This is a genomic window from Hydrogenophaga sp. UC242_53 (genome assembly GCF_042696965.1).
In the GTDB taxonomy this organism is placed as follows: domain Bacteria; phylum Pseudomonadota; class Gammaproteobacteria; order Burkholderiales; family Burkholderiaceae_C; genus Hydrogenophaga.
In genome coordinates this window covers 3,095,214-3,108,833 of sequence record NZ_CP170552.1, presented here as the reverse complement: position 1 = coordinate 3,108,833, position 13,620 = coordinate 3,095,214, and the positions used below count along the sequence as shown (strand labels likewise).

Genomic DNA, 13,620 nt, shown 5'->3' with positions numbered 1-13,620 from the left:
GGGGGGGACGGCGCAGCGAAGTCAAGGAGGAGAACCGGCGAAGCCGGTTCGGGGGACATGAGCGGAGCCGTCCCCCCGGTCGCCGATGACCGGACCAGCCGGAGAAAAAGAGCAACACATCCACACATTCTCCAGGCAAAGGACAATACGCAGCATGCTGCTGCTGGCCCCCATGGAAGGATTGCTCGACGCCACCCTGCGCGATGTGCTCACGCGCACGGGCGGGATCGACCGCTGCGTGAGCGAATTCATCCGCGTGACCAACACCGTGCTGCCCGAGCGTGCCTTCATCCGCGTGGTGCCCGAACTGCTCAATGGCGGCCGCACCCGTGCCGGCGTGCCCGTGCGCGCCCAACTGCTCGGCTCCGACCCGACCCTGCTCGCGGAAAACGCAGAACGCCTGGCCGGCCTGGGCCCGCACGGCATCGACCTGAACTTCGGCTGCCCCGCCAAGACCGTCAACCAGAGCCGGGGCGGCGCCGTGCTGCTCGACGAACCCGAGCTGGTCGGGCGCATCGTGGCGGCCGTGCGCCGCGCCGTGCCGGCCCACATGCCCGTCTCCGCCAAGATGCGGCTGGGCTACAACGACGACGAACGCGCCGAAGACTGCGCCCACGCCATCGCCGAGGCCGGGCGGACGAACTCGTGATCCACGCGCGCACCAAGGCCCACGGCTACCGGCCTCCCGCCTACTGGGACCGGCTGGCCGAGGTGCGCGCCTCGCTGCCACCGGCCCACCGGCGCCTGCCGGTGATCGCCAATGGCGAAATCTGGACCGCGGCCGACGCCGCGCGCTGCCGCGAGGTGACCGGCTGCGAACACCTCATGATCGGCCGAGGCATGGTGACCGACCCCGGCCTGGCCCTGGCCATCAAAGGCCTGGGCGGTGTGCCCTGGTCGGTCCTGCCCCCGCTGTTCGAGATCTTTTGGCGGCAGGTGAGCGCCCGCGTGGAGCGCCGCCACCGCTCCGGGCGGCTCAAACAATGGCTCAACTACCTGCGCAAACGCTATCCCGAGGCCCAGGCCGCGTTCGACGAACTGCGCCTGGTGAACGAGCCCGACGACATCGAGGCCTGGCTGCGGCGGGCCCAGGGACCGGACATCCTTACCACAGAGTCGATCCGGGCGCTGCCAGCAGAAATGGCGCCGGCGTGTTAACTTCCGGCCCCGGACCCGAACCACGACGCCTGTATGACCTCTCTCGAACAACGGCTGGCCGCCCTCCCAGGAGACCGTCTGCGCGGCATGCGTCGCGGCATTGAAAAGGAAAGCCTGCGCGCCCAGCCCGACGGCAAACTGGCGCTCACGCCACACCCGGCCGCGCTAGGCAGTGCGCTCACGCACCCCCACATCACCACCGACTACAGCGAGTCCCAGCTCGAACTGATCACGGGCGTGCACGACAGCGTCGAAGCCTGTCTGGCCGAGCTGACCGAAGTCCACCAGTACACCGTGCGCAGCCTGCGCGCCCAGGGCGACGAGATGATGTGGGCGTCGAGCATGCCCTGCGGCCTGCCGCCCGACGAAACCATCCCCATCGGCCGCTACGGCTCGTCCAACGTGGGCCGCGCCAAGAGCGTCTACCGCATGGGCCTGGCGCACCGCTATGGCCGGCGCATGCAGACCATCTCGGGCATCCACTACAACTGGTCGCTGCCGGGCGTGGACAACGACGGCTACTTCGCGCTGATCCGCAACTTCCGCCGCCACGCCTTCCTGCTGCTCACGCTGTTCGGTGCCTCGCCCGCGCTGTGCTCCACCTTCGTCGAAGGCCGCCAGCACGAGCTGCAGAAACTGGGCGACACCGGCACGCTGTACATGCCGCACGGCACCTCGCTGCGCATGGGCCGCCTGGGTTACCAGAGCGAGGCCCAGGCCACGCTGGCGGTGAGCTACAACGGCCTCGAAGGCTACGCGGCCTCGCTGCACGACGCGCTCACGCGCCCCTGGCCCGCGTACGAGGCGGTGGGCATCCGCAACCCGGGCGGCGACTACAACCAGCTCGCCACCACGCTGCTGCAGATCGAGAACGAGTTCTACGGCACCATCCGCCCCAAGCGCGTGATCCGCCCTGGCGAGCGCCCGCTGCACGCCCTGCGCGAGCGCGGGGTGGAGTACATCGAGGTCCGGCTGATGGACCTCAACCCCTTCGAACCCATCGGCATCGGCGCGCCCACGCTGCGTTTCCTCGACGTGTTCCTGCTGCACTGCCTGCTGTCGGACAGCCCGCCCGACACGCCGGCCGAGATCCGCGAGCTCGCGCACAACCAGCACCTGACCGCCGCGCGCGGCCGCGAACCCGGCCTGAACCTGATGCGCAACGGCCAGAGCGTGCCGCTGATGCAGTGGGGCGCCGAGCTGCTGGAGCAGCTCGTCCCGATCGCCGCGCTGCTGGACGAGGCCCACGGCGGCAACGAGCACGCCCTGGCCGTGGCCCTGGCGCAAGGCCATCTGCAGGACCCCGACAAGCTGCCCTCGGCCCGCGTGCTGCAGGCCATGCACAAGCACCATGGCGATTCCTTCGTCGCGTTCGCGCGCGCCCAGTCGCGCGTGACGCACCAGCACCTGGCGGGCCTGCCCTGGGCCAGCAAGCTGCAGGCGAAGTACGAAGCGATGGCCACGAAGTCGGTGGAAGACCAGCGCGCCATCGAAGCGGCCGACTCCATGCCGTTCGAGATTTACCGGCAGGAATACACCTCGCCGGCGCGGCTGGGCCGTCCGCAGGCGCAGACCGCGTCGCTGGCGGCCTGAGGCAGGGCGGCAAAGCCCGCCTGACCGGATGGGCAATGGCCCGCCCGGCCCCGGGGGGACCTATCCTGCGATCTTTTTGCCGGAGATCGCCCATGACTCGTCTGACCGCCGCCGACTTCGATCAGGAACTGCTGATCCTGTTTGACGCCTACGTGCATGGCGACATCGACCGCCGCGCCTTCCTGGACCGCGCGTCCAAGTTCGCGGTGGGCGGCATGACGGCGGCGGGCCTGCTGGCCGCGCTCAGCCCGAACTTCGCCGCCGCCCAGGTGGTGCCGGCGAACGACCCCCGCATCAAGACCGAGACGGTGAGCGTGCCTTCGCCGATGGGTTACGGCACCATCAAGGCCTATGTTGCGCAAGCCCGTGGCGCCCCCCGCCGGCGGGCGCCTGCCGGCCGTGCTGGTGGTGCACGAGAACCGGGGTCTGAACCCCCACATCGAAGACATCGCGCGCCGCCTGGCGCTCGACGGTTATCTGGCATTCGCGCCCGATGCGCTCACGCCGCTGGGCGGCTACCCGGGCGACGAGGACAAGGCGCGCGCCCTGTTCGCCCAGCTCGACCAGGCCAAGACGAAGCAGGACTTCCTGGCCTCGGCCGCCACGCTCAAGGCCCGGCCGGACGGCAACGGGCGCATCGGCGTGGTGGGGTTCTGTTATGGCGGGGGCGTGGCCCACACGCTGGCCACCGAGCTGCCCGACCTGGCGGCGGCCGTGCCCTACTACGGCAACCACCCGCCGGTGGAGGCCGCGGCCAAGGTGAAGGCGCCGCTGCTGATCCATTTCGCGGGGGTGGACGAGCGCATCAACGCGGCCTGGCCGGCCTACGAGGCCGCGCTCAAGGCGGCGAGCGTGCGCTACACCGCGCACCAGTACCCGGGCACCCAGCACGGCTTCAACAACGACACCACGCCGCGTTTCGACGCCGCCGCGGCCAAACTCTCGTGGGACCGCACGCTGGCGTTCTTCAGGCAGCACCTGGTGTGATCAGCCGTTCGCCACCGGCCGACGTGGCGCTTTCCGCGAACGCATTCCCGCCCAGGGCCCGCGCCGTGACCACATGGGACGCCGCCGCCTGCCCATTCACATCGAGCAGGAACTCCGAGGTGACGACCCGCGCGCCGCAGAAATCGAAGATGCCGTGGTCGATCTGGGTGCGCATCGCCTTGTCGTAGCCGTGCCGCGCATAGGTGCCGCCGTCCGCGCCGCCGATGCCGATGAGGTGGACCGCGAGGCGGCCCAGCCGCTTGCCCAGCGTGCCGTCGGGCGCCTCGTCGTAGGCCCATCCATTGGCGAACACGCGGTCGATCCAGCCTTTGAGCTGACCGGGGAACGACCACCAATAGACGGGATAGACCAGCACGAGCGCGTCGGCGCGGTCGATGCGCGCCTGCTCGCGCAGGACGTCCGAAGGCAAGGGCTTCTGGAGAAAGTAGGCGTTGCGGTCGGCCTGGTTGAAAGCCGGGTCGAAGCCTTCCGCGGCAAGGTCGGCGAACTCGGTGGTGTGCTCGCCCGAGGCCGCAATGCCCTCGGCAAACGAGCGCGCGACGGCGTGTGTGAGGGACTGGGCATCGGGATGGCTGACGACGATGAGGGCGTGCATGGTGGCTCCTTGGGGTTTGGGTGTAAACTACCTTTGGTAATCTACTGTCTGTAGGTTACCTTTGGTAGGTTAACAATGTCAAGCCATCCGATGAACCCTGCTGATCAAGCCGCGCCGAAGAAGCGCCTGTCCAAGGAAGACCGCAACCGCCAGCTCATGGAGGTCGCGTGGTCCATCGTGCGGGGCGAAGGCACCGATGCGCTCACGCTGGGCTACCTGGCGGAGCGCGCGGGGGTGACGAAGCCCGTGGTGTACGACCATTTCGGCACGCGCACCGGCCTGCTCAGCGCGCTCTACGAGGAGTACGACAACCGGCAGCACGCCTTGATGGACGAGGCCTTGCAGGCATCGGGCAAGTCGCTCCCGGCCGTGGCGAAGGTGATCGCTGCCACCTATCTCAACTGCGTCATGGCGATGGGCCGCGAGATGCCCGGCGTCAGCGCGGCGCTGGCGGGCTCACCCGAACTCGACGCCCTGAAGAAGAAGCTGGAGGCGGCGTTCCAGGCGAAGTGCCAGGCCGCGCTGCAGCCGTTCGCGAAGCAGCCCATCGGGCCGGCGGGCATGCGCGCCATGCTGGGCACGGCGGAGGCCGTGTCGTTCGCGGCGGCCGCGGGCGAACTCGACCCGGTGGATGCCGAGCACGAGATCTACGACGCCATCGTGCGGATCGCGCGCAGGACTTGAAACGCGCTCACTGAAGGCGGCAAGGGGCGGATCAGGCCTCGCCGCCGAAGCGCTTGATGAGGTTGGCGATGTACTTTTCGACCAGCTTCTCGAACTCGCCCTCGACCACGGGGGCCACCACCATCTTCATCAGGCCGGGCAGAGGCACCTCGATCTCGCCCTGGATGGCCAGGGTCAGGCCGGTGGACTTCTTGTTGTCCACGATCTTCCAGTTGCCGCCCACCAGGGCGTTGCCCACGCCCTTGACCGGGGTCCATTTAACGGTGCCGCGCGCCTGGTCGCTCACGTATTTGCTGGCGTACACGGTCTGGATGTTCACCTGCGCGGTGCCGACCTTTTCCATTTCCCACTGGTAGACACCGCCGCCCAGGTCGCTGAGCTTCTCCACCTTCGGGAAATGGCTGACCGACTCGGGCACATTGGAGAGCACTTCGAACACCTCGGCCGCCTTGGCCTTGACGTCGAACTCGTAGCCCAGATCGATCTTGACGGTGATGCTCATGAGGCGCCTCTGCGGGTGTTGGATTGAGGCCGATTGTAGGGACGGCCCAGGCGCGCGACCCCGGGAGTTACACCAAGGCACAATCCCTGCACCCGCCCCGCAACCCCCGTTTCCCCAGAGAGATTCCCCCGATGAGCATCCAGTGGTTTCCCGGGCACATGCACCTCACGCGCAAGGCCATCACCGAGCGTGTGAAGGACATCGATGTCGTGATCGAGATGCTCGACGCGCGCCTGCCCGGCTCCAGCGCCAACCCGCTGCTGGCCGAACTCACCTCGGCCAAGCCCACGCTCAAGGTGGTCAACAAGCAGGACATGGCCGACCCCGAGCGCACCGCGCTCTGGCTCGCGCACTACAACGCCCAGCCGAACACGCGCGCGATCCCGCTGGACGCCAGCGTGACGGCACCGGCGCGCGCCATCATCGCGTCCTGCCACGAGCTGGCGCCCAACCGGGGCGGCATGGTCAAGCCCATGCGGGTGCTGATCTGCGGCATTCCCAACGTGGGCAAGTCCACGCTGATCAACACCTTCATGGGCAAGCGCGCGGCCAAGACCGGCGACGAGGCCGGCATCACCCGCACCGAGCAGCGCATCGCCCTGGCCGACGACTTCTACCTGTTCGACACGCCTGGCATGCTCTGGCCGCGCATCGTGGTGCCTGAAAGTGGCTTCAACCTCGCCGCCAGCGGCGCGGTGGGCCGCAACGCCTACGACGACCAGGAGGTGGCGCTGGAGCTGCTCAACAAGCTCAAGCTGTCTTACGCACCCCTGCTGGAGGCGCGCTACAAGCTGGGCCTCGCGCCCGAGGCCATCGCGGCCCTGCCGGACGAAGAGCTCATGGAGGCGATCGGCCGCAAGCGCGGTGCGCTGGCGGGCGGTGGCGCGGTGAACTGGCAGAAGGCGGCCGAGCTGGTGATCGCGGACTTCCGCAGCGGCACGCTCGGGCGCATCACGCTGGAGACGCCCGAGCAGTTCGTGCGCTGGCTTCAGGCCGGGCAGAAGGCGGACGCCGAGCGCCAGGGCCGCAAGAAGGAACGCGCGGCCAAACCGCGCAAGCCCGACCGGCGCTGAGCCGGTGAGCGGGCCTTGACCCGCGTCAAGGCGCCCGCGCCCGCGCGGTGCGAGCATGGGCTCCACCCCTTCTGGAGCCTGCCATGAGCACCTCTCCCCGCCGCATCCTGCTGATCGAAGGCCATCCCGACACCTCGGGCCGGCACCTCAACCACCTGCTGGTCGAGGCCTACGCGGGCGGCGCGATCGCGGCCGGCCACGAGGTGCGCCGCGTGGCGGTGGGTGAACTGGACTTTCCCGTGCTGCGCAGCGCGCACGACTGGAAACACGGCGGCGTGCCCCCGGCGCTGCAGGCCTCGCAGCAGCACATCCTCTGGGCCCAGCACGTGGTGCTGTTCTTTCCGCTCTGGCTGGGTGAGATGCCGGCGCTGCTCAAGGCCTGGCTGGAGCAGGTGGCGCGGCCGGGTTTCGCGGTCGGCCCCGAGGGGCCCAAGGAGTTCGGCCGCAAGCCCCTGAGCGGCCGCTCGGCCCGTGTGGTGGTGACCATGGGCATGCCGGCGCTGGCCTACCGCTGGTACTTCCGCGCGCACAGCATCAAGGCGCTGGAGCGCAACATCCTCGGGTTCATCGGCTTCGCGCCGATCCACGAAACGCTGGTGGGCTCGGTCGAGCAACTGGGGGAGGCCGGTGTGGCCCAGTGGCAGGCCAAGCTGCGCCGGCTCGGCCGCGACGCGGCCTGAGGCGTGCCGGTACTCAGGCCTCGATCTTCACGCCTTTCCAGAACGCCACGCGGCCCTTGACCATCTCGGCCTCGGGCTTGGGGTCGGCGTAGTACCAGGCGGCGTCGGTGTTGAGCTCACCGTTGACCAGCAGCGAGTAGTAGCTCGCCTGGCCCTTCCACGCGCAAGTGGTGCGGTGGTTGCTGAAGGTGACGTGATCGCGGTTGAGCGAACTCTCCGGGAAGTAGTGATTGCCTTCCACGACCACGGTGTCGTCGCTCTCGGCGATGGTCACGCCGTTCCACGTCGCCTTCATGCGGCGGCGCTCACTTGTTCTTCTCTTTGCCGCGCGGCATCACGGACGTGACCGGCGGCACCGGCCGGTCGGAGGACACGGGGCCCTTGGGCGCCGAGGTGTCCTTCTTGGGTTTCTTGGCCATTTTTTCGTTGCGTTGTTCCTTGCCCATGGGGACCTCCAATTGACACCGCGAAACGCGGCAGATGCGCCGATGGTAAGCGACAAAATGCGCGTTTCAAGCCCCTGCCGGGCGCCCGGAACGCGCAGCCTCGGGCTACTGCCCCATGCCCAGGAAATTGCGCAGGGCCTCGACGCCGAGGGCGCCGCTTTGCGTGATCACGGCACCCGTGCGCTGGTGCTTGGCGCACCATGAACGGCACCGAGGTGGCGCCCAGGCGCTCCAGCAGCGCGGTGTTGGCCTTGATGCTCGCCATCACGTCGTCCGGAATGCTGGCCGAGGCCGACATGCCGCCCTGGCCCGTGAGCAGCTGCTGCTCGTGCGCGTTCATGGTTTCCACCGGGTTGGCGGCGGTCATGATGGCCGCGCCTTGCGGCGCGCTCTTGGCGTTCATGATCGCCACGGGCAGCCACACGAACTTCACCTTGCTCTGCAGCGGCACGGACGCCTGCCACAGGTGGCCGCAGTGCGGGCACTGCGGGTCGAACAGCACGTAGACCGTGTTGGCGCTCATCAGGGCACCGGCGGTGAAGCCCTTGCCTTGCGCGGCGAGCACATCGTAGGCCTGGGCCGGGGGGATGGGGCTGGTGTCGGCCGCGGGGGCGCCAGCGGCGCTCGGCGCGCCGGTGGTTTCTTCCTTGGAGCAGGCGGCCAGCGAAAGGGCCAGGGCGGCCATCAGGGGGAGGGTGATGTGGCGGAGTTTCATGGCGGATCGCATCGGTGGTTTTCCTGGGCCGCATCATCGCAGAGAAGGCGCACCCCCGTGAGCGTGGGGCCCATGGCAAAGGGCGCAGCACCCCGGCTTGCGGATGTGCTGCGCCCTGGGCGCGGCGGTGTCTGCGCCGTGGAACGTCAGTTGTTCAGGATCAGGTTGGCGATCAGGCCGGTGGCGATGGCGACCAGCACATAGTCGGTGCCGACCTGCACCCACTGGTGGCCGCGCGGCGGCGCGTACAGGCGGTGCTGGTGCGGGTTCACCACCACGTACTGGCGGTTGCGGTATTCGTAGGGGATGTAGCCACCGCGGCGGAACTCGGGGCCGCGCGCGTTGTAGTAGTAGTGGTGGTAGTGCCGGTCGTTGCGCGAGTGGCGGTAGTCGCGCCGGTCGTCACGGCGGTCGTGGCGGAAATCGCGGCGATCGTCGCGCCGGTCCTGGCGGTAGTCCCGGCGGTCATCGCGCCGGTCGTCCACGCGCTGCAGGTGGCTGGGCTCGAATCGCGCACCTTGCGCGAAGGACAGCGAACTCACGCCGAGGGAGGCGGCCGCCAGGGCGTACACAACAAGGTTTCGGGATTTCATGGAGCTTTCTCCTGGGGTTGGTGAGACTCCATCGTGTCCGGCGCATGTGAACGCCCGGTAAATGCCGCGCTCCGCCTGTGCAAAGTTCTGTACCGGCTTGTGCCGGCCGCCGAAGCCGCGCGGCTCAGCCTTTCATGGCGGCCTGGGCGTGCAGCTTGGCCGCGATGTACTCACCATGTGTCACATGCAGCAGGCCGGCCACCTTGCTGATGACATGGTGCTCGTGCGCGTCCAGGTGGTGGTCGGCGAAGGCCACCTCCCACATCGCTTCCACCACACGGATCTTCTGCGCCTGGGTGAAGCGCTCGTTCATCAGCGCGGTGAAGCGCTGGTAGTCGTAGGCGGTGCGCGCGGTCTCGTGGGCCAGCTCCAACAGGCGCTGCAGCTCGTCGTCGCTCAGCGCGAACTTGCGGCGCAGGGCCGTCAGCACCGCGTCGCGCTCGCTGTCCTGCAGGCTGGGCTCGGCGCGCATCACTTCCACCAGCAGCACGGCGGTGGCGAGCTGCAGGGTGTGTTCCTGCTCGGCGGGCGCCTGGGCGCCGGCCGGTGCCGTGAGGCTGGCGGTGAGGGTGTCGAACAGGTCCTTGAGGTTTCTGAGCATGGTGTGGAAAAGGTGTGGCGCGGTGGTAGAGAGGTGGAGCCGGGGCGAGGGCTCAGGGTTCCCGGCGCCAGACCAGCAGCAGGTTGTTGGCCGGCAGGGCATGCCGTTCGCTCAGCACCAGGCCGGCGCGCCGGGCTTCACCCTCCACGGCTTCCCGCCGGCGGATGCCCCAGGCAGCGTTCTCGCGCCGCAGGCTCTCGTCGAACGCCAGGTTGCCGGGCGAGGTGGGCACACCGTCTTCCAGGTAGGGACCATAGGTGATGAGCGCACCCAGCGGCGTGAGGTGCCGGGCCGCGCCCTGCATGAGCGCCGCGCAGGTCGCCCAGGGCGCGATGTGCAGCATGTTGGCGCAATAGATGCCGTCAAAAGGCTCGGGGCCCACCGGCCACGCGGGTGCGAGCACGTCCAGCTGCAGCGGCGCGAGCACATGGCCTGCGGTGGTGTCGGCTGCCCAGGCGCGGATGGAGGGCAGGGCGTCGGCCTGGAAGTCCGTGGGCTGCCAGCGCCAGCCCGGCATGGCGGCGGCGAACCAGGCCGCGTGCTGGCCCGTGCCCGAGGCGATCTCCAGCACGCGGCTTTGCTCGGGCAGCACCTGGCGGAGCACGTCCAGAATGGGCCGCTTGTTGCGTTCGGCGGCGGGGCTCAGGCGCAGGATGTTGGCGTTCATGAGGCCATTGTCCGGCACGGACTGGGCGCTCAGGGCCGTCAGCGCAGGCGCGCGGGCTCGGTTTCCACCCCTTGTTCGCCGTCGCGGGGTGCCGTGCTGGCGAGTGGCCAGCGCCTGGCGCTCGGCTTCGTTGATCACGTCGGTGGGCGTGGCGCTGGCGGGGTCCACCGTGACCACGCCCAGGCCGATGCGCGGGCGAAACGGCTGGCGCTTGCGCTGCTCGTCGAACACCGTCAAGGGGTTGGACACCGTCAAGGCCATGCGCGCGGCCGTGGCGCGCACGGGGGGCTGGTGCGGGTCCATGGTGAGCACCACCACGAAGCACCGGGGGTGGTACAGCCCCACCACGCAACGAAAGCCCGCCGCGCGGCGGATGCGCGCCGCCACGGTGGACAGGATCTGATGCTCCGCGCTGGGACCGGCCGATTCGGCCAGTTCGTACAGGTTGCTCACGTACAGGCACAACACGGCTGCCTCGCAGTCCAGGCGGGCGGCGCGCCAGAGGGCGTGCTCCACGTCGGCGATGAGGGCCGAACCCGTGGACAGGCCGGTGGCCGGGTCCGTGCTGTTCGACAGGCGCGAGAGGCGCGCGATCTCGCGGTTGTGCCGGTTGCGCAGCAGGCCCAGCACCGAGGCCATGAGGAAAAACACCAGCGTGATCACCGCGGTGAACAGCCAGGCGCCCAGGCCCAGCCCCGGCACGTCGAGGCCGCGCAGGTAGTGGCCGATCGTCGTGACGGCCAGGCAGCCGATCGCCACCACCATCCAGCGCGCGAGCGGGTCACCCAGCCGGGCGGCGCGCAACGCGGCAGCCAGCGCCAGCAACACCGGCACCATGTTCACCACCGCGGTGCGCACCAGCAATTCGCGGAAATTGTCGGGTTCGATCTGGCTGGCCAGCACCACCAGGATGACCGTGGCAGACACCAGCAGCGCACCGCCCACCGCTGTGAGCCGGTGCACCCGCCCGTCCTCGCGGGCGCCGCCCAGCCACGTGCCCACGTAGTACAGGCCCATGGCCCCGGCCGCCGGGCCCAGGCCGGCCTTGAGCACCATCATCAGCCGCTCGGGCAGATCGGGAAAGAAGACCTCGGGCAAACCCGTCATCACCACGCAACTGGCGCCGGTGATCGACACGAACAGCAGGTTGCGAAGAGAGCCGATGCTGTGGCCCTGGAACAGGTCAGCCAGTGCCAGTGCCGCGAGGGTGCACAAGCCACCCAGCATGGCGGACCAGACAGCGATTTCGGCAATGGGCATGCGAGGATTATCGGGAGTCGACCGGGAGGGCGAGGTCCTATCCCGTCAAGTTTGTCACGCCCTTTCGCATTGCGTGCGGATCCAGCAGCGCAAGCGCTACCGGCCCGTGGCCGATGTGCGCTGCTGCTGTCCCTGAAAGGGCTCCTTGTGCCTGGGCTTGCTGGGGCGGGGCTTGAGCCGCGGCATCGGTTCGAGGAAGGTCGAGTGCTGGCGCAGCAGCATGGCCGCTTCGGCCTGCGCGCGGCGTTTGGACATCACGTGCAGCACCAGCAGCCCCACGCCCAGGCCCAGCGCCATCCAGGCCGGTGCAAGCAAGGCCTTGGCGGCGGACTTGAGCGAAGCCTCGGTCGCCATCGCCAAGGACACCATCCACAGGAAGATGCCTGCCAACAGCGCGCCGAGGCCGTTGAAAAGCAGGGGTTGGGTTCTGCGCCGATGGGCTTTGCGCCGCCCGGACTTGGTCTTGGAGCTGGTGGTCTTGGTCATGAGAAATCCCCGCCATCATGTGCCAAACGCCGTTCAGGCCGCCCCGCAGGGCGACCAACGGAGCCAGGGCCGGCTGACCGCGAAAGGCGTTACATCTGGCGACCGCGGGTGTAAGAAAAATCCCTGCCTGGGCACTTGCGCCTACATTCCTTGCATGCATTCTGTTTCCGCCTCCGGGCATGCCGTCTCGCGCCTGCGCACCGCCCGCCTGGCCGCCAGTGCCAAACCTTTTGTGGCCCGCGGCTCGGGCCTGGGGCGCTGCGCCGGTTGCCGGCTGACCGCCAGCCATTGCCTGTGCGCCTGGCGCCCGCGGACGCCCACGCACGCCGGCGTCTGCCTCATCATGGGCGACATCGAAGCGCTCAAGCCCAGCAACACCGGCTGGCTGGTGGCCGACGTGGTGGCCGACACCTGGGCCTTCAAATGGTCCCGCACCGAAGTGGACCCCGGCCTGCCCGCCCTGCTGGCTGACCCGCAATGGCAGCCTTACCTCGTGTTTCCCGGCGAGTTCGTGCCGCCCGAGCGCGTGGTGACCGAACTGCAGCACGCGGAGCCCGCACACGGAAGCGCCAGGAAACCCTTGTTCGTGTTGCTCGACGGCACCTGGTCCGAAGCGCGCAAGATGTTCCGCAAGAGCCCCTATCTGGACCACCTGCCCGTGCTCAGCCTGCACCCCGAACAGGTGGTCTCCAACTACCGCCTGAGGCGGTCGTTCCGCGAGAGCCACTTCTGCACATCCGAAGTGGCGGCGCTCTGCCTGGACCTGGCCGGTGAAAGCCATGCGGCACAGACGCTGGCCGCGTGGCTGGACGTGTTCACCGCGCACTACCTCAGCATCAAGCGCAGCACCCCGCTGGACATCGCCTCCGAGGCCCACGGGCGGCTGCAGGCGCTGCGTGCGGTAGATTGACGCGATGCAGAAAAAAGGTCTTGCTCACCGGTTTCGACGCCTTCGGCGGCCAATCGCTCAACCCCAGCTGGCTGGCCGTGCAGGCGCTGCACGGCCGCAAAGTGCTCGGCCACACCGTGGTGGCGGCGCAGTTGCCCACCGTGTTCGACGCCTCGCTGTGCGAGCTGGACGCGCTGCTGCGGCAGCATCAGCCTGCCCTCGTCATCTGTGTGGGGCAGGCCGGTGGGCGCAAGGTGTTGTCGCTGGAGCGTGTTGGCCATCAACGTGAACGACGCGCCCCTGGCCGACAACGCGGGCGCGAGGCCCGTGGACACGCCGGTGGTCCGGGACGCGCCCGTGGCCTACTTCACCGGCCTGCCCATCAAGGCCATGCTCGCCGCGCTGCACGAAGAAGGCGTGGGCGCCGAGGTGTCGCAGACCGCCGGCACCTTTGTCTGCAACCACGTGTTCTACGGCCTGATGCGCACCCTGTCCACGGTGCCAGAACTGGCGCACACGCGCGGTGGTTTCGTGCACGTGCCGTGGCTGCCGGAACAGGGGGTGCCGAACATGGCGCTCGACGACATCGTGCGCGGGCTGCGGGTGGCCGTGCGCAGCGCGCTGCAGGTGGACAAGGACCACGCGCTGGGCGCCGGCACCACCCATTGAG

At 69.0% G+C, this 13,620-nt stretch carries 14 protein-coding genes and 3 pseudogenes; 8 read left to right on the top strand and 9 right to left on the bottom strand.

The window, feature by feature from the left end; genetic code table 11:
• The first annotated feature begins 154 nt into the window (after window positions 1–154).
• The 3 genes and pseudogenes from ACFJI0_RS15645 to ACFJI0_RS15635 all read left to right on the top strand — a co-directional run bounded on the left by ACFJI0_RS15645 (window position 155) and on the right by ACFJI0_RS15635 (window position 3,738).
• Window positions 155–1,158, top strand: a pseudogene (locus ACFJI0_RS15645) (tRNA dihydrouridine synthase).
• Between the two features lie 33 nt (window positions 1,159–1,191).
• Window positions 1,192–2,751 (top strand): glutamate--cysteine ligase, encoded by a 1,560-nt coding sequence (gene gshA / locus ACFJI0_RS15640; RefSeq protein WP_382156282.1) that lies wholly within the window; start codon window positions 1,192–1,194, stop codon window positions 2,749–2,751.
• A gap of 351 nt (window positions 2,752–3,102) precedes the next feature.
• Window positions 3,103–3,738 (top strand): dienelactone hydrolase family protein, encoded by a 636-nt coding sequence (locus ACFJI0_RS15635; RefSeq protein WP_382320957.1) that lies wholly within the window; start codon window positions 3,103–3,105, stop codon window positions 3,736–3,738.
• Here ACFJI0_RS15635 and ACFJI0_RS15630 read toward each other — a convergent pair.
• Complete coding sequence (locus ACFJI0_RS15630) at window positions 3,719–4,354, bottom strand: NAD(P)H-dependent oxidoreductase (protein WP_382320955.1); 636 nt, start codon at window positions 4,352–4,354, stop codon at window positions 3,719–3,721. The two genes, ACFJI0_RS15635 and ACFJI0_RS15630, sit on opposite strands and share 20 nt — an antisense overlap.
• Before the next feature lie 75 nt (window positions 4,355–4,429).
• Here ACFJI0_RS15630 and ACFJI0_RS15625 point away from each other — a divergent pair, with 75 nt between their 5' ends.
• Window positions 4,430–5,038 carry a TetR/AcrR family transcriptional regulator gene (locus ACFJI0_RS15625; RefSeq protein WP_382320953.1) on the top strand — a complete coding sequence of 203 codons (609 nt, stop codon included), beginning with the start codon at window positions 4,430–4,432 and terminating at the stop codon, window positions 5,036–5,038.
• Between the two features lie 31 nt (window positions 5,039–5,069).
• Here ACFJI0_RS15625 and ACFJI0_RS15620 read toward each other — a convergent pair whose 3' ends face one another.
• The gene (locus ACFJI0_RS15620) at window positions 5,070–5,540 is read right to left on the bottom strand and encodes a hypothetical protein (RefSeq protein ID WP_382156290.1); all 471 of its coding nucleotides are present in this window, start codon (window positions 5,538–5,540) and stop codon (window positions 5,070–5,072) included.
• Window positions 5,541–5,671: 131 nt separating this feature from the next.
• On the opposite strand from ACFJI0_RS15620, the gene ylqF reads away from it, so the two are divergent.
• Both ylqF and ACFJI0_RS15610 read left to right on the top strand, forming a co-directional pair.
• Window positions 5,672–6,613 carry a ribosome biogenesis GTPase YlqF gene (gene ylqF / locus ACFJI0_RS15615; protein WP_291113434.1) on the top strand — a complete coding sequence of 314 codons (942 nt, stop codon included), beginning with the start codon at window positions 5,672–5,674 and terminating at the stop codon, window positions 6,611–6,613.
• An 83-nt stretch (window positions 6,614–6,696) separates the two neighbouring features.
• A complete protein-coding gene (locus ACFJI0_RS15610) occupies window positions 6,697–7,293 on the top strand; it encodes an NAD(P)H-dependent oxidoreductase (RefSeq protein WP_382320952.1) in 597 nt (198 codons plus the stop codon).
• 13 nt (window positions 7,294–7,306) lie between these two features.
• Here the strand turns inward: ACFJI0_RS15610 and ACFJI0_RS15605 are convergent, their stop codons facing one another.
• The 7 genes and pseudogenes from ACFJI0_RS15605 to ACFJI0_RS15575 all read right to left on the bottom strand — a co-directional run bounded on the left by ACFJI0_RS15605 (window position 7,307) and on the right by ACFJI0_RS15575 (window position 12,061).
• A complete protein-coding gene (locus tag ACFJI0_RS15605; RefSeq protein ID WP_382156294.1) occupies window positions 7,307–7,588 on the bottom strand; it encodes a DUF427 domain-containing protein in 282 nt (93 codons plus the stop codon).
• Window positions 7,585–8,454 carry a hypothetical protein gene (locus ACFJI0_RS15600; RefSeq protein ID WP_382320950.1) on the bottom strand — a complete coding sequence of 290 codons (870 nt, stop codon included), beginning with the start codon at window positions 8,452–8,454 and terminating at the stop codon, window positions 7,585–7,587. The genes ACFJI0_RS15605 and ACFJI0_RS15600 overlap by 4 nt, the downstream gene beginning before the upstream one ends.
• A 146-nt stretch (window positions 8,455–8,600) precedes the next feature.
• Window positions 8,601–9,047 carry an RcnB family protein gene (locus tag ACFJI0_RS15595; RefSeq protein WP_291113444.1) on the bottom strand — a complete coding sequence of 149 codons (447 nt, stop codon included), beginning with the start codon at window positions 9,045–9,047 and terminating at the stop codon, window positions 8,601–8,603.
• A gap of 124 nt (window positions 9,048–9,171) precedes the next feature.
• Window positions 9,172–9,648, bottom strand: a complete 477-nt coding sequence (locus ACFJI0_RS15590; protein WP_382320948.1) for a TerB family tellurite resistance protein — start codon at window positions 9,646–9,648, stop codon at window positions 9,172–9,174.
• A 52-nt stretch (window positions 9,649–9,700) separates the two neighbouring features.
• A complete protein-coding gene (locus ACFJI0_RS15585; RefSeq protein WP_382325675.1) occupies window positions 9,701–10,315 on the bottom strand; it encodes a DUF938 domain-containing protein in 615 nt (204 codons plus the stop codon).
• A 99-nt stretch (window positions 10,316–10,414) separates the two neighbouring features.
• A pseudogene (locus tag ACFJI0_RS15580) lies at window positions 10,415–10,954 on the bottom strand (diguanylate cyclase domain-containing protein); the annotation flags it as partial.
• A gap of 717 nt (window positions 10,955–11,671) precedes the next feature.
• Window positions 11,672–12,061 carry a hypothetical protein gene (locus tag ACFJI0_RS15575; RefSeq protein ID WP_382156306.1) on the bottom strand — a complete coding sequence of 130 codons (390 nt, stop codon included), beginning with the start codon at window positions 12,059–12,061 and terminating at the stop codon, window positions 11,672–11,674.
• 154 nt (window positions 12,062–12,215) lie between these two features.
• Here ACFJI0_RS15575 and ACFJI0_RS15570 point away from each other — a divergent pair, with 154 nt between their 5' ends.
• Both ACFJI0_RS15570 and pcp read left to right on the top strand, forming a co-directional pair.
• Window positions 12,216–12,971 carry a tRNA-uridine aminocarboxypropyltransferase gene (locus ACFJI0_RS15570; protein WP_382320945.1) on the top strand — a complete coding sequence of 252 codons (756 nt, stop codon included), beginning with the start codon at window positions 12,216–12,218 and terminating at the stop codon, window positions 12,969–12,971.
• A pseudogene (gene pcp / locus ACFJI0_RS15565) lies at window positions 12,968–13,619 on the top strand (pyroglutamyl-peptidase I). The gene ACFJI0_RS15570 and the pseudogene pcp overlap by 4 nt, the downstream one beginning before the upstream one ends.
• Window position 13,620: the final 1 nt, after the last annotated feature.